This window comes from Gemmatimonas phototrophica, assembly GCF_000695095.2.
Classification (GTDB): domain Bacteria; phylum Gemmatimonadota; class Gemmatimonadetes; order Gemmatimonadales; family Gemmatimonadaceae; genus Gemmatimonas; species Gemmatimonas phototrophica.
The window spans coordinates 3,225,526-3,248,787 of record NZ_CP011454.1 but is presented as its reverse complement, the minus strand read 5'-3'; the positions used below and the strand labels follow the sequence as shown (position 1 = coordinate 3,248,787).

The 23,262-nt window shown below is 64.0% G+C and carries 17 protein-coding genes; 8 read left to right on the top strand and 9 right to left on the bottom strand.

Going from position 1 to position 23,262, the window contains the following annotated elements:
* The first annotated feature begins 23 nt into the window (after window positions 1-23).
* Window positions 24-3,299 carry a WD40/YVTN/BNR-like repeat-containing protein gene (locus GEMMAAP_RS13740; protein WP_053333746.1) on the top strand — a complete coding sequence of 1,092 codons (3,276 nt, stop codon included), beginning with the start codon at window positions 24-26 and terminating at the stop codon, window positions 3,297-3,299.
* Window positions 3,300-3,435: 136 nt separating this feature from the next.
* Here the strand turns inward: GEMMAAP_RS13740 and GEMMAAP_RS13735 are convergent, their stop codons facing one another.
* Together GEMMAAP_RS13735 and GEMMAAP_RS13730 are read right to left on the bottom strand one after the other, a co-directional pair.
* Window positions 3,436-4,560, bottom strand: coding sequence for an alkaline phosphatase family protein (locus GEMMAAP_RS13735; RefSeq protein ID WP_026848735.1), 1,125 nt, complete (start codon window positions 4,558-4,560; stop codon window positions 3,436-3,438).
* Window positions 4,560-5,333 (bottom strand): DUF1028 domain-containing protein, encoded by a 774-nt coding sequence (locus GEMMAAP_RS13730; protein ID WP_053333747.1) that lies wholly within the window; start codon window positions 5,331-5,333, stop codon window positions 4,560-4,562. The genes GEMMAAP_RS13735 and GEMMAAP_RS13730 overlap by 1 nt, the downstream gene beginning before the upstream one ends.
* A 245-nt stretch (window positions 5,334-5,578) precedes the next feature.
* Here GEMMAAP_RS13730 and GEMMAAP_RS13725 point away from each other — a divergent pair, with 245 nt between their 5' ends.
* Window positions 5,579-8,488 (top strand): M14 family zinc carboxypeptidase, encoded by a 2,910-nt coding sequence (locus GEMMAAP_RS13725; RefSeq protein ID WP_202969138.1) that lies wholly within the window; start codon window positions 5,579-5,581, stop codon window positions 8,486-8,488.
* A 69-nt stretch (window positions 8,489-8,557) separates the two neighbouring features.
* Here the strand turns inward: GEMMAAP_RS13725 and GEMMAAP_RS13720 are convergent, their stop codons facing one another.
* Entirely contained in the window at window positions 8,558-10,051 is a 1,494-nt protein-coding gene (locus tag GEMMAAP_RS13720) for a serine/threonine-protein kinase (RefSeq protein ID WP_053333748.1), read from the bottom strand.
* Window positions 10,052-10,175: 124 nt separating this feature from the next.
* Here GEMMAAP_RS13720 and GEMMAAP_RS13715 point away from each other — a divergent pair, with 124 nt between their 5' ends.
* The 3 genes from GEMMAAP_RS13715 to GEMMAAP_RS13705 all read left to right on the top strand — a co-directional run bounded on the left by GEMMAAP_RS13715 (window position 10,176) and on the right by GEMMAAP_RS13705 (window position 13,391).
* Window positions 10,176-11,273: an alpha/beta fold hydrolase gene (locus tag GEMMAAP_RS13715; RefSeq protein WP_145979143.1), complete on the top strand. Its 1,098-nt coding sequence runs from the start codon at window positions 10,176-10,178 to the stop codon at window positions 11,271-11,273.
* Window positions 11,270-11,737, top strand: coding sequence for a DUF983 domain-containing protein (locus tag GEMMAAP_RS13710; protein WP_043579482.1), 468 nt, complete (start codon window positions 11,270-11,272; stop codon window positions 11,735-11,737). Before GEMMAAP_RS13715 ends, GEMMAAP_RS13710 begins: the two co-directional genes overlap by 4 nt.
* A gap of 70 nt (window positions 11,738-11,807) precedes the next feature.
* Window positions 11,808-13,391 carry a hypothetical protein gene (locus tag GEMMAAP_RS13705; RefSeq protein WP_026848738.1) on the top strand — a complete coding sequence of 528 codons (1,584 nt, stop codon included), beginning with the start codon at window positions 11,808-11,810 and terminating at the stop codon, window positions 13,389-13,391.
* On the opposite strand, the gene GEMMAAP_RS13700 is transcribed toward GEMMAAP_RS13705, so the two are convergent.
* The 6 genes from GEMMAAP_RS13700 to queC form a co-directional block, all read right to left on the bottom strand.
* A complete protein-coding gene (locus GEMMAAP_RS13700; RefSeq protein WP_026848739.1) occupies window positions 13,378-14,328 on the bottom strand; it encodes a Cbp1 family collagen-binding glycoprotein adhesin in 951 nt (316 codons plus the stop codon). The genes GEMMAAP_RS13705 and GEMMAAP_RS13700 overlap by 14 nt on opposite strands.
* A gap of 139 nt (window positions 14,329-14,467) precedes the next feature.
* Window positions 14,468-15,295, bottom strand: coding sequence for a YdcF family protein (locus GEMMAAP_RS13695; protein WP_026848740.1), 828 nt, complete (start codon window positions 15,293-15,295; stop codon window positions 14,468-14,470).
* A 57-nt stretch (window positions 15,296-15,352) separates the two neighbouring features.
* Entirely contained in the window at window positions 15,353-17,404 is a 2,052-nt protein-coding gene (locus GEMMAAP_RS13690) for a S9 family peptidase (protein ID WP_026848741.1), read from the bottom strand.
* A 172-nt stretch (window positions 17,405-17,576) separates the two neighbouring features.
* The gene (locus tag GEMMAAP_RS13685) at window positions 17,577-18,158 is read right to left on the bottom strand and encodes a C40 family peptidase (protein ID WP_053333749.1); all 582 of its coding nucleotides are present in this window, start codon (window positions 18,156-18,158) and stop codon (window positions 17,577-17,579) included.
* A 235-nt stretch (window positions 18,159-18,393) separates the two neighbouring features.
* Window positions 18,394-19,032: a 7-carboxy-7-deazaguanine synthase gene (gene queE / locus GEMMAAP_RS13680; protein ID WP_026848742.1), complete on the bottom strand. Its 639-nt coding sequence runs from the start codon at window positions 19,030-19,032 to the stop codon at window positions 18,394-18,396.
* A 4-nt stretch (window positions 19,033-19,036) separates the two neighbouring features.
* Window positions 19,037-19,768 carry a 7-cyano-7-deazaguanine synthase QueC gene (queC, locus tag GEMMAAP_RS13675; protein ID WP_053333750.1) on the bottom strand — a complete coding sequence of 244 codons (732 nt, stop codon included), beginning with the start codon at window positions 19,766-19,768 and terminating at the stop codon, window positions 19,037-19,039.
* 79 nt (window positions 19,769-19,847) lie between these two features.
* Between queC and GEMMAAP_RS13670 the strand changes: the two genes are divergently transcribed.
* The 3 genes from GEMMAAP_RS13670 to GEMMAAP_RS13660 all read left to right on the top strand — a co-directional run bounded on the left by GEMMAAP_RS13670 (window position 19,848) and on the right by GEMMAAP_RS13660 (window position 23,216).
* Window positions 19,848-20,570: a TerC family protein gene (locus GEMMAAP_RS13670; protein ID WP_026848744.1), complete on the top strand. Its 723-nt coding sequence runs from the start codon at window positions 19,848-19,850 to the stop codon at window positions 20,568-20,570.
* A 159-nt stretch (window positions 20,571-20,729) separates the two neighbouring features.
* Window positions 20,730-21,353, top strand: a complete 624-nt coding sequence (locus tag GEMMAAP_RS13665) for an outer membrane beta-barrel protein (protein WP_026848745.1) — start codon at window positions 20,730-20,732, stop codon at window positions 21,351-21,353.
* A 90-nt stretch (window positions 21,354-21,443) separates the two neighbouring features.
* Entirely contained in the window at window positions 21,444-23,216 is a 1,773-nt protein-coding gene (locus GEMMAAP_RS13660) for a hypothetical protein (protein ID WP_026848746.1), read from the top strand.
* Window positions 23,217-23,262 lie beyond the last annotated feature (46 nt).

Sequence of the window (23,262 nt, the reverse complement as noted above, 5' to 3'; positions counted from 1 at the left end):
GGCACTCCCTGCCTCGTCCCGCCATGTCCCCACTCGTATTGCGCGCCGGCTACCGCCGGGCGCTCGCTCCGCTGGCTGCCGGCCTGCTGTTGCCGACGCTGCTCGCCGCCCAGGGGGCGCTCCCCGATTCGCAGCTCGTTGGCGCGCTGACCTATCGCAATATCGGCCCCGCCTCGATGAGCGGCCGCATTACCGACATCGCGGTGGTGGAAGCCCCGCGCTCGGTGCGTGGGGGCCGCCTGGGCACCACCATGTACGTAGCCGTCGCCACGGGTGGCATCTGGAAAACGACCAACGCCGGCCTCACCTGGGCGCCCGTGTCCGACGCCATCGGCGTGGGCTCCATGGGGGCCGTGGCGGTGGCGCCGTCCAACGGCGATGTGGTGTGGGCCGGCTCCGGTGAATCCAACAACATGCGCAGCTCCTCGTGGGGCGTGGGCGTGTTCAAGAGCACCGATGGCGGCAAGACGTGGTCCAAGCCCATGCTCCCCAAGACGCAGCACATCGGGCGCATGGTGATCGATCCTCGTGACCCGGATGTCGTGTACGTGGCGGCCATGGGGCCGCTGTGGGCGCCGGGCGGTGAGCGTGGCGTGTTCAAGACGGTCGATGGTGGCAAGACGTGGACGAACACCAAGGCCCTGTCGGAGCACACCGGCTTCACCGACATCGTGATGGATCCGAACAACCCGGACATTCTGTACGCCGCGTCGTATCAGCGTGAACGTCGGGCGTACGGCTTTTTGCCCAGCGGCCCGGAGAGCGGCATCTGGAAGACCGCCGACGCCGGCAAAACGTGGACGCGTCTGACCAGTGGCCTCCCCACGGGCGACGCGGGGCGCATTGGTCTGGCCATCTGCCGCTCGCGCCCCAACACGCTGTACGCCAGCGTGAGCGCCAAGGGCACCGCCAACGGCTTCTATCGCAGCGACGATGCCGGCGCCACGTGGCGGCAGACCGATCGCAGCAATGGCACGGCGTGGTACTACTCCCAGGTGCGCTGCGACCCCTCCGATGCCGAACATGTGGTGCGCCTCAATGTGGGCAGCACGGAGTCGTATGATGGCGGCAAGACGTGGCGCGGCTACGCCGGCGGTGGCGGCGTGCACAGCGATCACCACGCCCTCTGGATCAACCCGGAAGATCCCGATCACCACGTGATGGGGAATGACGGTGGGCTCGACATCACGTACGATCGTGGTCGCACGTGGTACAACAACGAGAACATCGTGGGCGCGCAGTTCTACGCCATTTCGGTGGACGACCAGTGGCCGTTCTACCATGTGTACGGCGGTCTGCAGGACAACCAGACGTGGGGAGGGCCCAATCGCACACGCAACAGCTTCGGCCCGACCAACGCCGACTGGGTGCGCATGGCGGGCGGCGACGGCTTCTTCAACGTGACCGACAAGTTCGACCCGAATGTGGTGTACGCGGAGTCGCAGAACGGCGGCATTCAGCGGTACAACGCCAAGACGGGACAGACCAAGGGCATCAAGCCGCCCGCCACGAATGGCGAGCGTCACCGCTACAACTGGAGTGCGCCCATCGTGCCGTCGCGCCATGTGGGTGGCACGGTGTATTTCGCGGCCAATCATCTCTTCAAGAGCCGTGACCGAGGCGACTCCTGGAAGACCATCAGCCCCGATCTCACGCGCAACCTGAATCGCAACCAGCTCCCCATGCGCGGCAGTGTGCCGCCGCGCGATGCGCTGGGGTTGCACGAAGGCACCGCGGCATTTGGCAACATCAGTGCGGTGAGCGAATCGCCGCGCCGCGCCGGGGTGTTGGCGGTGGGGACTGACGACGGCGTCGTAGCCGTGACGCGCAACGACGGCCAGACGTGGACGCGCGTCATGACCTTTGCCGGCGTGCCCGACACCACGTACGTGAGCGGCGTGCAGCTGTCCACGCACGCCGACGGCACGGTGTACGCCACGTTTGACGGCCACCGCAGCAACGACATGAAGCCGTACGTCTACAAGAGCACGGACTTTGGCGCCACGTGGACGAGCATCACCGGCAACCTGCCGGCGCTGGGTCCGGTGCAGGTGATCCGCGAACATCACCGTGAACCGAACCTGTTGTTCGTGGGCACCGAGTTTGGCGTGTTCTTCACCATTGATGGCGGGACCACCTGGACGGCGCTCAAGGGCGGCATGCCCGGCGTGCCGGTGTGGGATCTGGCCATTCAGGAACGGTGGAACGACCTGGTCGTGGGCACGCACGGACGTGGCGTGTATATCCTCGACGACCTGTCGGCGCTGGAGCATCTCGCGGCGGCCAAGCGGGCCAGCGTGGCGTATCTCTTCCCGGCGCGCAACGAGCTGGCGTTCCAGCTCGACGGCAGCCGCAACAGTGGCATGGGTTCCACGGGCTTTACGGGGCAGAACCCGGAGCATGGCGTCCGGCTCGCGTATCTCGTGAACAACGCGCCGGCGGACGCAAAGGCCAAGCTTGAGATCATCGACGCAGGTGGGCGTGTGGTGCGTGAGTTGCCAGCCAACGCCAAAGCGGGCATGTATCGCCCCGTGTGGGATATGCGCGTGGGCGCACCGCTCACGGGCGTGGCCACGGCGGCCCCGACCGGTGGCCGCGGACAGGGCGGCGGCGGTGGCTTCGGTGGTTTTGGTGGGGGCGGGGCGCGGTCGTATCCGGCGGTGCCGGGTAGCTACACGGCGCACCTCACGATTACGCCCGCCACGGGTGCAGCCACGGTTGTGGCGCGCAAATTCACGCTGCTCCCTGACCCGGAGCAGACGATGTCGCAGGGGGAACTGCAGTCGCTTGACGCGTTCCGCCTGGAAGTGGTGCGCTTTCAGAAGAGCGTGACCGACGCACAGAGCGCCGCCGACAGCACCATGCGCACGTTCGCCGACGTGAAAAAGGCGGCCACCGCCGACAGCGCCAAGCTCACGCCCGCACTCAAGGCGCAGATGGCCAGCGTGGACAAGGTGCTCTCGACCTTCACGACGGAGATTGGGGCCACGCCGGCCGCGCGCGCCGCGCAGTTTGCGGCCCGTGGTGCCGGTGGCGCCGCGCCCACCCCCCCGCAGGGTGACATGGAAGACGAAAACCGTGGCGCCTCGGGCGCACCGGACATGACGTTCTCCGGCCGCGCGGGTGGCCTGAACAGCGTACTGGGCTCGAGCTTCCCGGTCTCCTCCACGCAGCGGGCACTGCTGGCACAGCTCCGCAAGGAACTCGTCACCCAGTCGGCGGCGGTGGCCACCGTGAAGGCTACGTCGTTGCCGGCGCTCACGTCGGCGCTCGCGGCGGCGGGGATCAAGGTCCCGTAAGGGACTTGATGTAGCGCGAGATCGCTGAACTGATTACACGAAGGCATCCAAGACATCAAAGGCATCCGAGAACAGAAATCTCTCGGATGCCTTTGATGTCTTGGATGCCCTCGTGCGATCAGTTCCCGTACGCGCGTCAGCGTTCCCGGAAGATGGGCAACGCCACCGCCGCCCGCGGCGCGGCGGCTCGCCAGTCCTTGCCCAGCACCGCCGCAATAGTCGCGGCCATCTGCGCTTGCTGCGTGGGTGTATTCCGCCGCACCCCCAGCGCGGGGATATCCGGGCCAATCACCGCGCTCCAGATATACTCGGCGCCGTTCACCTCTTCGCCGTGATCGGTCCACTCGGCGCCCCAGCCGCGACCGTGATCGGTGCTGATCAGCAACGTGACCTTGTTTCGGGTACGTGGGTCTGTCTGGAAGCGCGACCAGAGCTGCGACAGATAGCGATCGACCTGCTGCGCACTGCGCAGATACAGATCGTAGCGCCCGCTGTGGGCGTATTCGTCGGTTTCGCCGTAGCCAAGGAACAGCACCTTGGGCATGGCGGTGTTCATCTGCACGATCACCGACTGATGCATCAGGGCGTCGAAGGCCACATCGGGCCAGAGTTGCGTGGTGGTGCGGTACAGCTCCTGCAACAGCGTGCTCTTGTCGTCCATAAATGGTGCCGCACCACGATCCCAGCCGTCATACACGGGAACGCCGCTGCGCTCCGTGTTGATGATGCGACGGAACGCGTTCCATGTGGCATAGGCGGCCACCTGTCCGCGATACGCCGGGTCTTTGTTGAGCCACTCAAAGACGGTGGTGTTGGGATTGGGCTTGAACCCGTTGCTGTTGATTTGGGGGTCGAAGAATCCCGTAAACGTTTCGCTGTACCCCGGATACGAAAAGCGAAAGCGGTTCATCACCCGGGCCGCGCTCTGGGCAGCGCTGTCGCCAAAAATCTGCCCCTGTTTCGCCACGGTGCCCCAGAGGAACGGGAGCAGCGTTTCCCGACGCGCTTCCGGGGTGTCGCGCCAGAAGTCGCGACGCAGCGCGGTGGTATCGTTCACGTACTTGCGCTGCAACAGCGCGTTGTCGGCGCCGCGAAAGACCTCCTGCCAGCGGAGGCCGTCGGTGAGAACGAGAACGACGTACTCTGACTGGGGCGCCTTTGGTGGCGTCGAGGACTGTGCGACGGCCGTGCTACTCAGGAGCAGCGCAAAAGCAGGCAGCAGGAGGCAGGAGGCAGGGAGCAGGGAGCAGACGGGACGCATTATCGACGGGGGCGGCGCTGTGAGGCGGCCTTCTCCACCAGGCGGCGGAGTTCTTTGATGGGCTCGGGATTGTCGTCCACCTGCAGACGCAGCACCACGTCGTTGTGCAGCCACACGCCGCCGTCCTTTTTCACGATGAGCATGGCGGCGCTCTGCATGCCACGCTTGTCACCGCCGGCCAGTTGCCCCGCTTCCAGCGCGGCGAGCAGGCGTAGCGACAGATGCCCGGGCGTTTCCTCGAACGCCTTCACCATGCCGCTCACCACGTCGGGCCCAGCGAGAATATTGCCCTGGGCCGTGCAGTACTTGCCCTGCTTGTCACCCGCCCACTCGCTGGCCTTGGGGCCCGTATACGCGGCCACATTACCCTGCATGTCGATCACGGCGAACTGCCGGCCGAACTTGGTCCAATCGGTGGGGCGCGGGTCGGGGTCGCTCTCCCAGACTTTCTTGATCACATCGGCCGGCTTCATGCCGCCGCGCAGCAGCGCAATGGCCTGCGGCCCGTACGACACATCCACAATGGCCTGCGTGGCCGCCGCACCCACCCCGGCCTCGGCCCACAGCACGCCGTTGCCTACCGAGAACACGCGGCTCTGCACCGCGCCCCCCACTTCGCCCGTCGCCGGGTCGTAGCCGAGGATGGAGAAAGTCGCCACCGGCGGCCACGGCGCGGGCGGCATAGTGGAGAAGTTGCCCGCGTTGCTGCTCTGGGCGGGGAGGGCCGGCGCGATGGCCAGGCCGAGGATGACGGCGATAGTAGTGAGGCGCATGCGGTGAATATGGTGCTTGGGCCGGACCGTTGAACAGCTTGCGGGAGTTCACGGAGGGACGGAGGGCACGGAGGAGATCCGTTCCATATGACTGTTCTCCGTGACTCCGTTCCTCCGTGCCCTCCGACGAGCTGTTCAATCCCACTGTGGAGTGAACGGATACCCGCCGTCGAGCCCCTGCGAGCCGAGCGAACGGCGGGTCCCGCGCGTAGCATGAGCAATACCCCGAACCCCCCGGAGCTCACATGCATTACTGGCGCAAATCGGCCCTGGCTGTCGCCATGCTCGCGCTGCCGGCTGCCGCCCAGGCGCAGCAGGCGATCGACGCCGAGTATACGGCGAAAATCAAGGAACACCTGCAGGACCCGCGCATCACGACCGAGCTGGTGGACCATCTGCCGGCCTCGGCCACCGTGCCCACGCCGCTCAAGTTCCACGGGCGCATTGTGGGTACGCCGGGCGAGCTCACCTATGCCAAGGACATCCACCGCTACTTTGAGGCGCTGGCCAAGGCTTCGCCGCGGGCCAAGTACTGGACCATTGGCAAGACCGAAGAAGGGCGCGACATGGTGGTGCTCGCCATTGCTGACAGCGCGACCATTGCCAATCTCGACAAGTACAAGGGTGACATTGCCGCGCTGACCGACCCGCGCAAAACCACCGAGGCCGAAGCGAAGCGCCTCATTGGGACCACCAAGCCCATGTACTGGCTCACGAGTGGCATCCATTCGCCCGAAACCGGCGGCCCCGAAATGCTTCAGGAGCTGGCCTACCGGCTCATTGTGCAGGAGAGCCCGTATATCCAGGCGATTCGCAACAACATCATCACCTTCATCACGCCCGTCATTGAAGTGGATGGCCGTGAGAAGCATGTGGATACGTACTACTACAACAAGACGCTTCCCGCCGGTGCGGCGCGGCTCCCCCTCATGTACTGGGGCAAGTACGTCGCACACGACAACAACCGCGACGGCATGGGGCAGTTCCTGTCGCTCACCAAAAACGTGAACGACTTCTACCTGGCCTGGAAGCCGCAGGTGATGCACGACCTGCATGAGTCGGTAACGTACCTGTACAGCAGCACCGGTACCGGCCCGTACAACGATGCTATCGACCCCATCACGGTGACCGAGTGGTGGACCTTCGCGCAGGAAGACGTGCGCGAAATGACCAAGCGCGGCGTGCCGGGCGTGTGGACGTACGGCTTCTACGACGGCTGGACGCCCAACTACATGTTCTTCGTGGCGCACACCAAGAACGCCATTGGCCGCTTCTACGAAGTGCAGAGCTACGGCCCGGACAACTACGAAGTGCGTCCGCCGGCCACGACCACCAGCCGCGAGTGGTTCCGTCCAAATCCGCCGCTGTCGTACATCAAGTGGGGCCCGCGCAACAATACGAACATCCAGCAGTCGGCGGTGCTCATTTCGCTCAAGCACTTTGCGGACAACAAGGCCAACTACCTCGAGAACTACTGGATCAAGAACAAGCGCGCCATGGAGAAGGGCAAGACCGGCGCCGGCCCGTACGCGTGGGTCATTCCTGCAGCGCAGCGTCGCAAGGCCGATGCGGCCGACGCCGTGAACGAACTGCGCAAGCAGGGGCTCGAAATTCATGTGGCCGCGGCGGCGTACAAGGCGGGCAATGTAAGTGTGCAGCCTGGCGACTGGGTGGTGCGCGGCGATCAGCCGTTCCGCACGTTGGCCGACATGTACTTCAGCATTCAGAACTACACGCCGCAGAACCCGCGCCCGTACGACGACACCGGCTGGACTTTCCAGTTCATGCGCAACGTGGCGGTGCTGCCGGTCATGGAACAGAGCATCCTCACCGTGGCCATGAACCCGGTGATCGACAAGGTGCGCGCCGCTGGTGGTATTGATGGCACCGGAGCGGTCTTGCTGGTGGATCACACCACCGACAACAACCTCATGAAGTTCCGCACGGCCTTTGCCACCACCAAGATGCACGCGGCTGAAGCGTCGTTCGAGGCGGCGGGGCGCACGTTCCGCGCCGGCGCGTTCATCATTCCCGCTGGCGATCGCGCAAAGATCGAGGCGTCGCTTAAGGAGTTGGGCATCACGGCGCAGGCTGTTGCCACTGTGCCCACGGTCAAGATGCACGAGCTCGACCTGCCGCGCATTGGATACGCCCACGCCTGGCAGCGCACGCAGGATGAAGGGTGGGTGCGCGCGGCATTGGATACCTACGGCGTGCCATACAACTATTTCGGCGACATCGAACTGCGAAAGGGGAACCTGCGCGCCAAGTACGATGTGATCATCTATCCGCACGTGGGTGGCAGTGCGCAGTCGCACATTGCCGGTATCATCAAGAACGGCGACACACCGCTCCCCTACAAGAAGTCGCCCAAGACGCCCAACCTCGGCGCGAATGATTCGGCCGAGGACATTCGTGGTGGGTTGGGCATTGAAGGGCTCACGGAGCTGTACAAGTTCGTGCAGGCCGGTGGCACGCTCATTGTGGAAGGCAGTACGTCCACGATCTTCCCGGCGTACAACCTCACCAACGGCGTGACCATCGAGTCACCCAGCCAGCTCTTCGCGCGCGGCACGATTTTGCGCGGCGTGGTGGCCGACCGGAAGAGTCCCATCGCGTACGGATTCGACGCTCAGTTGCCGGTGTATTTCAATCAGGACCCCGTCATGAACGTGGGTGGTTCGGCGGGTGTCTTCGCCGGCGTAGGCAGCGGCAGCGGTGCCGCCGCGATGATGCAGAACACCACACCCAACGCCAATCCGCTCCGCCTCTCCACCTGGAGCTGGAACATGTCGGATAGCACCGGCACCCCCATGCCGGTGGCCGCTGGCCGGCCCGCGGCAGCTGGTGGAGCACCAGCCGGTCGTGGCGGCACTGGTGGCGCCGGAGCATTCGGAGGGGCCGCGAGCATCGACGGCACGCGACCGCGCGTGATCATGCAGTTCCCCGCGAACGCGGCCGACATGCTGCTCTCCGGCACGCTCGCCGGTGGGGAAGCGCTACAGAATCGCGCGCAGCTGATTGACGCGCCGTTGGGTAAAGGACACGTCGTGATGTTCGCCATTCGTCCGTTCTGGCGCTGGCAGACGCAGGGCACGTACTTTCTGGGCTTCAACGCCATTCTCAACTGGAACGATCTCGACGCCGGCCGGTAGCATCAACACGACGCAGAAAGGGCCTCGACTCATCGGAGTCGGGGCCCTTTCTGCGCTGATAGCGCCGCCTCAGCGGAGACTGCTGCTATCTGGCGGTGGTGGTGTCGTGGACGCCGCCCCGCTATCGCCTGCAATGGGTTTGGCCGCTGAATCGGCACTCACGGCCGCAGTGGCGGTGGTATCGGCTGCGGCTTTCTTGCGCACACGCTTGGTAACGGGTGCCGTGGTAGGCTCCGGCTTGGCCGTGACGGTGCTGTCGGCCTTCTTGCCGGTGAAGTTGCTCACGATCGCCTTGGCAGATGACGCCATGGCCGCAATTTGCACGGCGGCATCGTTGGCGGTGGTCCCCGCCGGCTGCTTTGAGCCGTAAAAGTACACACCATATGTGAGGCCAGCAGCCATCACAATGTACGGAAAAATGGACTGACGCCGACGTACCGCAACCGGATCACGGCGGCGCTTGGCCTCCGCTTTCTGGGCCTTGGCTTTTTGCGTCGCCTGCGCCTTGGCTGGCGTACGGACGCTGGAGTTTTCTCCCGGCGTACGTGCGGCCACACTGAGCATGCGCTGCCCCAGCGCGTGACGATACATCTCCGCCGTCTGCGTGGGTGTCATCTCTTCCACCGCATTGGCCAACGCCACACCAAACTCCGCGACGCTTGGAAAACGATCGCTGGGATCGGGGGCGAGTGACTGATCGAAGACGCTCTGAATGCTGTTGGGCCAATCCAGGTCGTCGCGCACTTCGTCCAACCGCCGCGGGCGGCTGGTGAGGCGCGCGATGAGCGATTCCTTGGACGACGAATTCGGGAAGGCGTCGTGGCCCGTGAGTGCAATGAACGCCACCAAGGCCAGGGAGTACTGGTCAGAGCGTGCATCCAGCACATCGCCCGACAGCTGCTCAGGCGACATGTACTCGGGGGTGCCCACCGCAAAGCCAGTACGCGTGACCTGCTGCGAGCCGCGCTCCATGGTGCGGGCAATACCAAAGTCCACCAGCTTCACGACGAAGGTGCCGTCGGGACGCTTGGATACCATGATATTGTCCGGCTTGATATCGCGATGCAGGATGCCAAGCTCGTGCGCTGCAGCCAATGCATCGGACGCCTGCGCGATGATATCGGCCGCCACCACCGGGTGCATCGCAATCTCACGCTTCAGCAGCGCCGAGAGCGATTCCCCTTCGATGAACTCCATGGCGAGATAGACGAGCCCTTCGTCGGTCTCACCAAAATCGAAGATGCTCGCCACGTTGGGGTGCGAGATCTTGGAGGCGTTCTCCGCCTCGCGCGTAAAGCGCTGCAGGGCCTCCGGCTCGTGCACGAGCGCCGGTCGCATGATCTTGATGGCGCTTTTGCGCTTCATGCGGACGTGCTCGGCCAGATACACCTGACCCATGCCCCCCTCGCCAAGCTGCTGGATGACCTTGTAGCGGCCTCCAAACATCTTGCCGATCAGGTTTCCTTCAGACTGTGCCACGAGAGGCGTTCCGTCTTTTGAACAGAACGCAATCGCGTCGTCGTATTCGTCCCCGCACTGGGGGCAGACCTTGGTCGCACTCACAGGAAGCGAAGCTACTGAGGGGGGGAGAGAAGGCAAGCACCCATCACATGGAGAAGATATCATGATTTGCGGGCCGACGGGGCTGAGCCCTCTGTCGCGCCGGGAACTTCGGTATCTTTCAGCTATGGAAACCACCCGCCTGATCCGTCGCCTTTGCACAGCCGTCACTGGTATGGCTGTGCTCGCCACAACCTTGCCTGCGCAGAATCCGTGGGCGCAGGTCGGCATGCAGGGCGATTTCGTCGTTCGAAACTTTGCGTTCAGTTCGGGGGAAACCCTGCCCGAGCTCACCCTGCATTACACGACGCTCGGTACCCCTCGACGCGATGCCGGCGGTGTCGTCCGCAATGCGGTCATGATTCTGCACGGCACCGGGGGAAGCGGCCGAGGGTTTCTGTCGCCGGGATATGCGGGCGAATTATTCGGTCCCGGCCAGCTGCTCGATAGCGCCAAGTACTACATCATCCTCCCGGACGGCGTGGGGCATGGCGGTTCAAGCAAGCCCAGCAATGGGCTGCACGCCCGGTTCCCCAAATACGGCTATACCGACATGGTGGCCGCGCAGCATCGCCTGCTTACCGAGCATCTGGGGGTGAATCACCTGCGCCTGATCATGGGCACCTCCATGGGGTGCATGCACGGCTGGGTCTGGGGGTACACGTACCCGACCTTCATGGACGGACTCGCGCCATTCGCCTGCGTACCCAGCCAGATTGCCGGCCGCAATCGGATGATCCGGACCATGGCGATGGACGCCATCCGCGCCGATCCCGTGTGGAACGGTGGCGAGTACACCACGCAGCCCCCGGGGCTACGGGCCGCGCAGATGATGCTGTACATCATGTCGAGTGCGCCGCTGGTGCAGCAAACGCAGGCGCCGACAAGGGACCGTGCGGACTCGGTGATCCGTGCCTATCTCGACGCTCGCATGCGCACCACTGACGCCAATGACTTTCTGTACCAATTCGATGCCTCGCGCGACTACGATCCCTCGGCGCGGGTCAAGGAAATCACGGCGCCGGCGCTGTTCATCAACTCCGCTGATGATCAGGTGAATCCGCCCGAACTCGGGTTGGCCGAGCGGTATGCGAAGCAGATGCCAAAGACGCGCTTCATCCTGCTGCCCATTACGGCGGATACCCGTGGGCACGGTACGCATTCCCTGCCGCGGGTGTGGGGCAACTATCTCGCCGAGTTTCTGGCCGCGTTGCCGCAACGATGACCACTGCTATTCTTCTGGGCACGCGGGCCATCGATTTGCCGCGGGCCACTATCATGCAGCTGATGACGCGGGCGCTCCGCCTGCGTTGCCCGCACTGTGGTGGCCGCAAAATCTTTGCGTCGTTCTTTCAGCTGAAGCACAACTGTCCCAGCTGCGGGTTGCGGCTTGAACGGGGCGAGGCTGACTACTTCGTGGGCGCCTATCTGTTCAACCTGATCGCGGTGGAACTCATTCTGTTCTTCTGCGTCTGCGGTTTCGTTTTTCTCACGTGGCCCGATCCCCCCTGGGATTTGATCACTTATGTGACGGGCTTCCTCATGCTGGCCGGGTGCATCGGGTGCTATCCGTTCGCCAAAACCACATGGCTCGCAGTGGATCTGACCATTCGTCCGCTCACCCCGGAAGAACTGCAGTGGCATCAGGAAGGCGGTGACGTTGGCGACCGGGAACTGCCCCACGTCTGAATCCGGGCGTCCTCGCGCGAGCTCCGCGCCCGCTGCTGTGCAGCGGGCGCGTTTGTTTGCCGTGGTCCGAATGGAAGTACATGCCCAGCTGCGTGATCCGCTCACCACGCTGTACGCGCTGGTGTTTGGCTTGCTGGCGCTTGGCTACGCGTCGTCGAATGCGGTGGAACTGGTGTCGAATAGGGGCAGTGTGCCGAGGACCGCCAGTTGGGCGCTCATGCTGGCCTTTGGCGGGCTCACGGCCTTCGGGCAGGTGATCACCACCATGATTGCCACCACCGCCATGCTGCGCGACGAAGCCCAACGGACGCGCTCCATGATTGCCACCACCGGCCTCTCACCCAGAATCTGGTTTGTTGGCAGGGTGCTGGCAGCCCTCAGCATCATGTCGACGGTCTACGCCGCGATGCCCGTTGGCCTCGTCCTTGGCACTGCACTGGCGGGTGGTTCCGTGGCACAGGCGGTGCTGGAGAGCCTGCGAGCATACCTGTTCATCACCGTGCCTACGATGTTCGTGGTCACGGCCGTGCTGGCGGTCGCCGGCGCTCTCACCCAGCGGGTTCTTGGCGTATTGGCGACGGCGCTACTGCTGGTGGGGGTGTGGCAGGTGGCCCTGGCGCTGGTCGCCAATCCGTCCACCGCTACGGCCGGCGCTCTGCTCGATCCGTTTGGCAACGCGCCGGTCCTTGCCGCGACGGCCGCGTGGACCGTCGAACAGCGCGCGAATAATCAGGTCCCCTTCACCGGTTTGCTGCTGTATAACCGGCTGACGTGGCTTGGCATAGCACTCGGGGCGGTGGGGCTGCTGCTGTACGGCGCCACTGCCCGCTTGTTCGCGCCACGAGTGGAGCAGGTCATGGTGGTCGGTGAGCAGCACCGGGCGGATACGCCGTTTCGAGATACCTCTGTCCTGATGTCGCTGCGTCGGTTTACGGCGCAATGGATGCAACGTGATGGCGGATGGCGTATCGTGTCCTCACTGGCGGTACTCAATGCCCTGGCAAATGCGCTGCTACGTCCGTTGCACATCGGTGAGCCAACCGTTGCGGCGCTTATGCTGGTGAGCGAGCACGCACGCCTGTTTCTCATTCTGCTGGCCACCGTGTACGCCGGTGAACTGGTGTGGCGCGAACGTGACGTGCGTGTGGACCAGTTGGTAGACGCGTTGCCGATTTCGCGCCGTGATCTGGTGGTTGGACGGGTTCAGGGGCTGCTCACCGGGCAATTGCAGATCGTGCTGCCCGTCGCACTTGGCGCCCTGCTTGTTGCTGTCCTTCGCACAGGCTCTCTGCACGCGCCACAGCTGATGGCGTGGGGCGCCTGGAGCGTGTTTGTGCTCTGGTTGCCCTTTGCACAGCTGACCGTGCTGTCACTGACGGTGCACGTGCTGCTCGATCACAAAGTGGCGGCCCATCTCCTGCTCATCACCGGCTGGGTCATGGCGGTGGTCATCAATACCCGCGGCGCTACACCCTGGTGGGTCCGCTTTGCCGACGCGGGGCCTTTGGCCACGGCAGCGGGCGACGGCGTGTTCTGGGGGATACTACTGCAACGCGGCGCTTACTGGAGTGCCGTAAGCGCCGCGTTGCTGTTGCTCTGTTGGTGGCGCTGGCCGTCAGGCGGCCGCACCAGTCCCGCTATTACTTCTCGGTGATGATCAGATAGCGGGACGGGGCCCAGAACTTCGCCGGGTCGGTAATCCGAATGCTTTCGCCACGGAACGATCCGTCCTTCTCCTTCTTGGCCACTTCAAGGAGCCCCACATCGTGGCGCGACACGATCTTGTACGCCCGATCGTTACGCGGCAACGGAATGGTGAGCACTTCACGACGATCGGCGCGCGTGAATCGGTTTTCGTCAAGCGTACGCGCCGGCACGAGGGTCTTGCCGAGCTTCACGATGAGCAGACCGCGCGAGCCCCCTTCTTCAATGGCCACGCCATCGTTGATCAGCTGGCGACGCGATCCCACCACGTAGTACACGCGGTTTTCACGCACATCCATGGCCTTCACCGTATCGCTGAGAACGGCCTTGTCGGCCGTGAGCTGCTCGTTCTGCGTGCGCAGCGAACGGATCTCTTCCTGGAAGACGGCGATTTCCTTGTCACGCTGCTCCAGCCGCGCATTGAGATCGGCCAGCAACGTGGCGGAGGCGGTGGAATCGGCACGCTGCGCGCGCAGGGTATCCAGCAGCGCCCGCACCTGAGACTGGCGCGCATTCAGGCGCTGACGCATCTGCTTGAGACGGTCGAGGATGTCCTTTTGCGCCGCGGCCGCTTCGGTCTTCCCCGATTCGTCGCTCTTGTTCACGCCCACCTTGGAGGTGAGGCCTCGGACCTGACGCAATTCGGCGTCGACGGCATCCGCAAACTTGGAGGCTTCCACGACCTGTGCGAGTGCCCGGTCCTTTTCGGAGGACGTGCCCTGCATGAGGCCCTGCAGTGAATCGCGCTCAGCGCTCGCCGAAGCCAAAGCTGCCGCCAGTGAATCGGCGCGTGCCCGGGTGGCAGTATCGGTGCAAGCTCCGGTGGTCAGCGCGGCAACGAATACGGCAGCGGCGGTGATACGCCGGCGAGTATGAAAGCGATGCATGGAAGACGGGTTGAGGAAAACAGCGTGAGTCCGAGAGAACGTACCGGACGCGGCCATCACTTGAAAGTGCGCCACGTCACAAACCGCGCAACCGTCTGTGCGGTAAATCACCAGTCACGGTGTGGCCCCGTGGCGGGCTCTACATCCAGTCCCGTAGCTCGTAGAGCAGCGTCGCGGCTGTTTCGTAGATCACGTCGCCAAAGGCCAGTCGCCGGCTTTCGGGATGGTCCAGCTTGCTGAGGGCATAGCTGCGTGAGACCGCTGGGAGGCACTGCACGGCGAGACCGGCCCGCTCAACCGCACGACAGGCCCGTCGGCTGTGTGAGGGCGACGTGACGACCAGCACACGCTGCCAGCCATGGGTCCGTGCCACGGCCGCAAAGGCCAGGGCCTCATCGCGGGTGCTATGCACGTCGTGCACAAAACGCAGCTGCAGTTCCGGTGCGAACGTGAGCGCCAGTTCACGCTGATCTCGCTCTGATGTCGCGACCGTGGGATCGTCCTCGTCGGCCACGGTGGACAGCGCGAGTTGGGGAATACGGCGGCGCTTGGCTTCCGCCATCCCGGTCAGCAGGCGGTCCAGCGCCGGCCCCATTACCCGCCCCTCGGCGGTCACGGCCCCGGAGAACACCACGACCGCGTCGGGCGCGGGCGAACGGTTGCCATCGCGGCGGACAAAGCCCGCCAGAAGTGGCGCTGCCGTCGGGGTGTAGGACACCACGAGCAGCAGGCCGGCGGTGAGGGCCGTCATCCCCCAGAGCCATGCCCCAACGGCCGAGGGGGCCAGCAACGCGCCAATCACAACGCATACGAGGCGCGCCAGCGTCACGGAAACGCCGAGGGCGGAAAAGATCCCCAACGCGGCGAGCAACTGCATGAGGCAGAGCCCCAGTATGGCGCCACTGCCACGTACGAGCCACGCGGGGGCGCGGATGCCGATGTTGGCGCCGCGCCCCCGGAACAGCATATCACTCACGTGGACACCCGCTCGTGGGGACGCACACGTTCACCCACATGGTGGCTTTCATTCCTGCGTGATCTTGGTGGTGGGGGGCTGCTTGTAGCGTTCAAACCAGCTGCGAAGATACAACTGCGTGCGCAGGAAGTTGGAGGGAGTGGAGCTGGTGCCGTGCCACTCGTTGTTGAAGCGCACCATGGCGGTGGGCACCTTCCGGATTTTGAGCGCTTCGTAATACTCCTCGGTCTGCCCCATGGGGGTCCGAAGGTCGTTCACGCCGGTCATGAGCATCGTGGGGGTATTCACATTGCCCACGTACATGAGCGGGGACCGCTTGAGGTGTTCGGTCGGATCATCCCACGGATACTTCGCAAAGTTGTTGTACCACCCCGGACCGTCGGTGGTGCCGACGAAGCTCAACCAGTTGGTGACGGGGCAATTGGCGCTGGCCGCCGCAAAGCGATTGGTGTGACCCACAATCCAGCTGGTGAGCACACCGCCACCGGAGCAGCCAAAGACATACAGCCGATTCTTGTCAACAAAGCCGCGGTTGATGACCGTATCCACACCGGCCATGAGGTCGTCGTAGTCCTTGCCCGGATAGGCGTTCTTGATGGCATTGCCGAACGCGCTGCCGTAGCCGGTGGAGCCGCGCGGATTGGTGTACAACAGCACGAAGCCGTTCGCGGCATGATCCTGCCGCGCAAAGCTGAACCCTACGTTGTACATGCTGTGCGGGCCGCCGTGAATCTCCAGCATGAGCGGATACTTCTTGCTCGGATCAAAGTCGGCGGGTTTGACGATCCACCCTTGAATGCGGAAGCCGTCAACAGACGTGAACCACACCTCCTCCGTGGTCGCGAGCCGCTTGCCGGCCAGCACATCACCATTCACATCGGTGAGCTGCTTGACGGTTGGGGTGCGCACATCGAATGCCACGATATCGGTGGGCTTGCTGGCGTTGCTCATGGTCCCAACGGCCAGGAACGACTTCCCCAGGTCGGTGACCGTCAGCACCTGCGCGCCCTTGGTCACGGGTTTCACGTCGCCCTTGAGCGACACGAAGTACAGATTGCGCGCGCCTTCCTGTTCCACGTTGAAGTACACACCACTGCCGTCGGGCGCCCACATCATGCCACTCGGGGTGCGATCCAGCTTTTCCGTGAGCGCTCGCGGGTTGGCGCCATTGGCGTCCATGACGTACATCGCGGCGTCCTTCCACGTGGCATCCGTGCTGTCGTAGCCCGTGTAGGCGATGTAGCGGCCGTCAGGGCTGGGCACGGGGCCGTTGTCGGGGCCATTGCGCTTGGTGAGCTGCGTGATGGCCCCGCTGGCCACGTTCACGGCATAGATGTCGCTCTGACGCCAGCTGTATTCGGCGTCGGCCACCCGGTTGGAGGTGAAGAGCAGCGACGCGCCATCCGGGGTCCACGCATTCCCGTTGGCGGGCCAGTCACCGCTGGTGATCTGCCGCGGGGTGCCTCCGTCGGCGGGCACGGTGAACAGCTGTCGCAATCCGTTCTCGAGGAAGCCCTGACGATCGGCGCGATAGCGGACCTTCTGCACCACGCGCGGCGGTTCCGTCCACTTGGCGCCACGCGGTGGTGTAGGCATGGCAATGCGCCAGTCTTCGTTCTGCCGCACCAGCATGCCAAAGGCAATGGTCTTGCCGTCGGGGCTCCATTCCACGTCACTGGGTGACTCGCTCAAGCGCGTGATCTGCGTGGTGGCCCCTTCGGCATCCATGTAGCGCACCCAGATCTGTGCGCCACCGGGCTCCCCGGGGGCGACAAACGAAATGCGCGTGCCATCAGGACTCCAGCGCGCGTCCGAGCCTTTGACGAGGAAGCGGTTCTTCGTCCCGTCGGCATTCATCAGCCACACCGCACTTTCGCGGCGATCGTTGAGTTGATCAATCCACGTGCGCGTGTACAGCACCTGCCGCCCATCGGGGGACAGCGAAGGGTTGCTGACGTCTTCCCAGTTGAAGTAGTCCGCGATGGTGAGTCGATCCTTGGGCGGGGTGCTGCCTTGCGCTGTCAGCGTGGGCGCGGCCGCGGGCGACACGAGCGCAGCAACGAGCAGCGCGCGTTGCCAGGTGCAAAAAACTGTCGGCATATATCGGAGCTCCGAGTAACAGGGGTGCGACTACGCTGCAGCCTGTGCGGCAGGTTGGCAACTTCCTGACGTCGTGTTGCCGGTTTTGCGATCAGTCCTTCCAAAACAGCCGACCAACAAAAAAGCCCGTGTCACTAGAGACACGAGCCGCGATGCTTCCCGACGATTGGCTTTACTTGGACAACGAATCCGCGAAGGCCAGCAGACTGTCACGCAGCTGCGTGGAGTTGGTGTCCACGAAGCGCCGCACACCCTTCCACTGACGAATGAGCGGGTTGCGCTTGGTGAGCGACGTTTCGATAACCTGCCGCCGCGAGGTACTGGCGTGCACCATCTTGCCGTCGCCGACATAGATGCCAACGTGCGAGATGCGCTTGCCGCGTCCGAAGGTCAGCACATCGCCGGGCTTGAGCGCTGCGACGTCCTTTGGCACTTCGGTGCCTACCTTGGACTGCCCCTGTGCCGTACGCGGCAGCACCACATCCAGCATGCTCATGGCGTATCGCACCAGGCCGCTGCAATCGAGGCCGACACCGGGCTTGGTGCCACCCAGCTTGTAGCGCGTGCCGACACTGCCGCGCGCCTTCGAGACAATGCTGTCGCGCAAACGCTCGGCTGATGCACTGAACGCCGCAAACGGCTTGCGCGACTCCAGCGTGACGCCGCGCGCTGACTCCTGCGCCTGCACGGACGACGACACTGCGACAAGCGCAGCGGCGAGGACCGGAAGCAGGGTGCGGGAGCGACGGATCACGGGGGCAGGGAGCAAGGTGAGCAGTGGCCGAGCAGGCAGACTCGGGAAAGTATTCACGAGGGCGACGCGGCACCAGAGTGAACCGTCACACCGGCGGAAACGAATGTTGCGGTAGGTGTTTCAGTAGTAAGGGAATCCGTTGGCCCAAAACCCATAACTCAAACCCGGAACCCGAAACTGATCAGTTCCGGGTCCGGGTTCCGGGTTGGAGTTTGGAGTGGTGAGTTTCCCCCACCTACCGGATCCCCAGCGTCTTGTGGGTCTGCACGGAGAGCCGCCATTGGGGGTGTGCCAAGCAGTAGGCTAGCGCCGCCGCGGTATTGGCGGCCTGATCCGGACCATCCATGGGCTGCAGCAGGAAATGGGCGAAATTCAGCCCGGCAAACCGCTCCGGCATGGCCAGAGGCTGCGGATACACCAGCTTGAGCTCGTCGCCGGCGGCAAGCACCACCGGGGCGTTGGCCTTGGGGCTGACACAAATCCAGTCCAAACCGGCCGGGGCTGGCTGGGTCCCATTGGTCTCAACGGCCACCTCAAATCCCTCGGCGTGCAGCGCGGCAATGGCCGCCTCGTCGAGTTGCAACAACGGCTCCCCGCCGGTGCACACCACAAAGGGTCGCACGGAGGCCGGCGCGTCGGCCGGCCAGCGGCTTTTCACAAAGGCCGCCAGCGCCTCGGCCGTCGCAAATTTGCCACCATCGGGGCCCACGCCTACAAAGTCGGTATCGCAGAAGGTACACACCGCCGACGCGCGGTCCACCTCGCGTCCGGTCCAGAGGTTGCAACCGGAAAAGCGGCAGAACACCGCGGCGCGTCCGGCGTTCACCCCTTCGCCCTGCAAGGTGTAGAAGCACTCCTTCACCGTATAGGACACAAGCTCAGTCCGCGTAGGCAATGGGGTCACGCGCACCGGCTTCGGCAAAGCCGCGTAACCGCAACTGGCAGGCATCACAGTGCCCGCAGGCGGTGCCGTCTGGCGCCGGATCATAACAGCTGGTGGTAATGCTGTAGTCCACTCCCAGGTCGTGACCCAGCGCGACAATCTGCGCCTTCGTGAGGTGCTGGAGTGGGGCGTGAATACGCAGCCGGTGGGTGCCTTGCACCCCGGCGGCCGTCGCCAGATTCGCCATCGTCTCAAAGGCCGCCACGTATTCCGGACGGCAATCGGGATAGCCCGAATAGTCCAGGGCGTTCACCCCAATGAAAATGGCGTCCGCCCCCAGCACTTCCGCCCACGCCAGTGCAAACGACATGAAGATCGTGTTGCGCGCCGGGACATAGGTGACCGGAATCTCGTCCACCGCGTGGTCCACATCGCGGTCTTTCGGCACGTCCACGTCGGCGGTGAGCGCCGAGCCGCCCCATTGGCGCAAATCGATATCGACCACGACGTGCTTGGCCACTCCCATTGCCTGGGCGACACGCCGGGCGGCATCGATTTCCACCGAATGGCGCTGACCATACCGGAAGGTCATGGCAAACGGTGTGTATCCATCCCGCTTGGCCACCGCCAACACGGTCGTGGAATCCAGACCGCCAGACAACAACACGACGGCTGGCTTGCTCGTGGCCGGAAACCCGGCCGGGGAGGTGTTCGGTTCACCGGTCATATCCGGCAAAAACTAACCACCGGCACGGCTTACGTCCCGCACGCCTTCTTTCCGGACGGCTTCCTGATGACCTTACGCGATGTTTGACTGGCTGAACAACCCGCAGGCGTGGATTTCCCTGCTCACCTTGTCCGTGCTCGAGATTGTTCTCGGCATCGACAACATCATCTTCATTTCCATTTTGTCGGGGAAGCTCAAGCCGGAGGAGCAGGCCAAGGCCCGCTCTTTTGGGCTCGCCGGCGCGTTCATCAGTCGCGTCCTGTTACTGCTGTCCATCACCTGGGTCATGCAGCTGACGCGCCCGCTGTTCGCGGTGCTTTCGCACGACATCTCCGGGCGTGATCTCATTCTCCTCATTGGCGGCCTGTTTCTCATTGGCAAAGCCACCATGGAGATTCATCACAAGCTCGAAGGTCCCGACGAAGAAATGGAGCAGGCCGCCAAAGCCGGCCGGTCACTCTGGACCACCGTGGCGCAGATCGCCGTGCTCGATATCGTGTTTTCGCTGGACTCCGTCATCACGGCCGTTGGAATGGCGGACGACGTCTCCATCATGATTCTGGCCAATGTGGTGGCGCTCCTCGTCATGCTGGGCTCGGCGTCGTCGATCAGCGATTTTGTGGATCGTCACCCCACCATCAAGATGCTGGCGCTGTCGTTTCTCGTGCTCATCGGTACCAATCTCGTGGCCGAAGGCATGGGACAGCACATCCCGAAGGGCTACACCTACGCCGCCATGGCGTTTTCCGTGGTGGTGGAAATGCTCAACATTCGCGTGCGCAAGAAACAAGGAAGCGCCTGAGTCACGTCGTCGTGCCAATAGGTCAGTCCGGTGTCCTCAATACAGGACATCGGACTTTATCCTAATGATGGAAACATCTGCATGTGAATGGTTTGCGACATTGTGTCGAAATGGTCCCCGTCATGCACTCCTTCCAGGCGTCACCTCAATGGAGTGCTCATGACGTCCTCGTTTGTTCGTACCGCCCTCGTGGCTTCCCTGATTACGGCGCTCCCCCTGGCTGCCAAAGCGCAGAGTACCGGGGTTGGTGCCCACCTCACCCCGTACGCGGGCTACCTCATTACCGGCAACTGGTACGACGGTCCCGTGGGAACCAGTATTGCCACGACCAATGCGCCCATGGTTGGCGCCCAAGGGGCCATTCCGCTCACCAAGGGGATCGCGCTGGTGGGGAACCTCGCCTATGCGTCCGGCGATCTGCGCATAGGGTTGCCGTTGCTGGGTGGTGTCAACGTGGGGTCGGCCAAAACGTGGATGTACGACGTTGGGCTCGAACTTGGCGGCCTGGTCGGACGTTCAACTGGTATTGCCCCGTTCGTGCAGGGGGGGATTGGCGGGATGACCAACGACATCAAGGCCAGCGTCTTTGAGACCCGGGCCTCGAACGTTGCGTACTCTGCCGGGGTAGGGGTGGATATCGGATTCTCCGAAGGGTTGGCGCTCCGGGTGCAGGCCAAGGACTGGATCAGCCGCTTCAATTCGGAAGACGCAATAGGCTTCCGGGCCGAGGGGAATCTGGCGCACAACTGGGCGCTGACGGCGGGTGTGAAGCTGCGCTTCTAGCGGGTAGCAAAACGCTGATGCCACGAAGCGCCCGCGGCGGTAGGTTGCAGCGGCACTTTCAACACAAGGATTTCCGTGGATCAGCGTGTAATGGGTTTTCGCAAACGTGCTCTGGTTCTCGCCTTTCTGGCGGGTGCCGCGGGCTTCACGTCCCCGGCGTACGCGCAGGCGGTCACCGGGGGTAACGCCGTTGACAGTACCGCGGTCGCGCCATCGCGCGATCCTTTGCGTGGCGCCGTCAGCAGCCTGAGTGCGCTGGGCTCCGCCGCCCGCGGCCAACAGGATGCGTTTGAGCGCAACCATCGACTGGGGCTGCGCTTCTACAACGGTGGCGCCGATGCCACCTGCGAAGTGCCGCTGGGGCGTATCTGCTATTGGAACAACAACGGCGATGTCCCGCCGCCGGCCGAACGGGCAGACGCCAAGCTCGAACGCGAACAGTTGCTCGAACTGCTGCAGAAGGCGCAGGCCGCCGACCCCAAAGACGACTGGGTCAATGGCATGCGGGTACGCTACGCCATCGAAGGCGGGTTTCCCGATATCGCCCTCAGTGCTGCGCGGAACTGTGCGGGCACGGAATGGTGGTGTCATGCGCTGCGCGGCATGGCGCTGCACAACGTCAATCAGCATGTCGCCAGTGCACAGGCCTTTGAACGGGCCTTGGCCACCATGCCCGAGGCGCAGCGGTGTGCCTGGACCGATCTCACCATGTGGCTCGATCCGCTCATGCACGCGGGCTACAAGGCGTTGTCCTGCGCCGATCGTGTGGCGCGCAACGAGCGCATCTTTCGCCTGGCGCAGCCGCTGTGGATGCTCCCGGGCAACGACCTGAAGAACGAACTGTTCGCGCGGCGGACCATGTCACGGGTGCACTCGTTGGGACGTATTCCCTACGACCTGCAGTGGGGTGATGACCTGCTCGAGTCGCAGGTGCGCTACGGATGGCCCACGGCCTGGTCGGTGCAAAATGGCGGGGTGGCCGATCCTCGCCCGCCACAGGTCATTGGTCACGAGCCTACCCCCAGCTATGACTTCATGCCGCTCATCGAAGCCATTGAAACGCCGGTGGGGGCACTGGCTACCGACTGGGAGCCGCGTCGCAAGAAGGCGCGCATGCGGTATAGCACACGCTATGCCGCCGGCTTTGGGGCACTCCCCAACCAATTCGCCCGCTTCCGTCGCGGAGACACCACGCTGCTGGCAGGTGGCTATCGATTGATGCGCGAACTGGAGATGGGGCGTGCGCCGTACACGGCTGGCCTCGTTCTCGATCGGTTGGATGGTACGGCACCGGTGCAGGTCACCAAGGACAGTGCCGGGGCCAACGGCGCACTGCTTGCCCCCATGCGTGCACCTATGGTTGCCAGTGTTGAAGTGCTGGCCCCCACGGGAAAGCGCGCCGCGCGGGTGCGCAGCACCGTGCAGCCCCTCGCGGCCGACGCACGGCTCTCCGACTACCTGCTGTTGCAGCGTGGTGATCCGTCGCCCACGCCGAGCCTCGAGCGCAACGCGCCACAGGCGTACGGCTCGCTCGAGATTGAGGGCGGCACGCAGATCGGCATCTACTGGGAGATGTACCGTGCCGCGAGCCCGGGTGCCCCGCTGCAGGTGTCGCTGCGCGCCACCAGACTCGGCGCCAGCTTCATGCAGAAGTTTGGCTCATCCATCGGCCTCTCCAAGGCGCTGACACCGGTGTCCATTCGCTACAACGACAACGGCCGTCCCGATGGCGGACCAGGGCGCAGTCTGACGCTCAATTTCCCCAATGTGCCCGCGGGCGAGTACCAGCTCACCCTGCTCGTGAGCGGCGCGGGAATTACCGATTCCACCACGCAACGCATCAAAGTCCGGCCGCCGCGCTGAGCGCGGGGAGATCTGAGATCTGAGATCGCCGAGTTGGGAGTCAGAG

What these genes read in the sequence shown, in the direction of transcription:
- GEMMAAP_RS13740 (WP_053333746.1), top strand. Translation starts at nt 24, where the DNA reads ATGTCCCCACTCGTATTGCGCGCCGGCTACCGCCGGGCGCTCGCTCCG.
- GEMMAAP_RS13735 (WP_026848735.1), bottom strand. Translation starts at nt 4,560, where the DNA reads ATGCGTCCCGTCTGCTCCCTGCTCCCTGCCTCCTGCCTCCTGCTGCCT.
- GEMMAAP_RS13730 (WP_053333747.1), bottom strand. Translation starts at nt 5,333, where the DNA reads ATGCGCCTCACTACTATCGCCGTCATCCTCGGCCTGGCCATCGCGCCG.
- GEMMAAP_RS13725 (WP_202969138.1), top strand. Translation starts at nt 5,579, where the DNA reads ATGCATTACTGGCGCAAATCGGCCCTGGCTGTCGCCATGCTCGCGCTG.
- GEMMAAP_RS13715 (WP_145979143.1), top strand. Translation starts at nt 10,176, where the DNA reads ATGGAAACCACCCGCCTGATCCGTCGCCTTTGCACAGCCGTCACTGGT.
- GEMMAAP_RS13710 (WP_043579482.1), top strand. Translation starts at nt 11,270, where the DNA reads ATGACCACTGCTATTCTTCTGGGCACGCGGGCCATCGATTTGCCGCGG.
- GEMMAAP_RS13705 (WP_026848738.1), top strand. Translation starts at nt 11,808, where the DNA reads ATGGAAGTACATGCCCAGCTGCGTGATCCGCTCACCACGCTGTACGCG.
- GEMMAAP_RS13700 (WP_026848739.1), bottom strand. Translation starts at nt 14,328, where the DNA reads ATGCATCGCTTTCATACTCGCCGGCGTATCACCGCCGCTGCCGTATTC.
- GEMMAAP_RS13695 (WP_026848740.1), bottom strand. Translation starts at nt 15,295, where the DNA reads ATGCTGTTCCGGGGGCGCGGCGCCAACATCGGCATCCGCGCCCCCGCG.
- GEMMAAP_RS13690 (WP_026848741.1), bottom strand. Translation starts at nt 17,404, where the DNA reads ATGCCGACAGTTTTTTGCACCTGGCAACGCGCGCTGCTCGTTGCTGCG.
- queC (WP_053333750.1), bottom strand. Translation starts at nt 19,768, where the DNA reads ATGACCGGTGAACCGAACACCTCCCCGGCCGGGTTTCCGGCCACGAGC.
- GEMMAAP_RS13670 (WP_026848744.1), top strand. Translation starts at nt 19,848, where the DNA reads ATGTTTGACTGGCTGAACAACCCGCAGGCGTGGATTTCCCTGCTCACC.
- GEMMAAP_RS13665 (WP_026848745.1), top strand. Translation starts at nt 20,730, where the DNA reads ATGACGTCCTCGTTTGTTCGTACCGCCCTCGTGGCTTCCCTGATTACG.
- GEMMAAP_RS13660 (WP_026848746.1), top strand. Translation starts at nt 21,444, where the DNA reads ATGGGTTTTCGCAAACGTGCTCTGGTTCTCGCCTTTCTGGCGGGTGCC.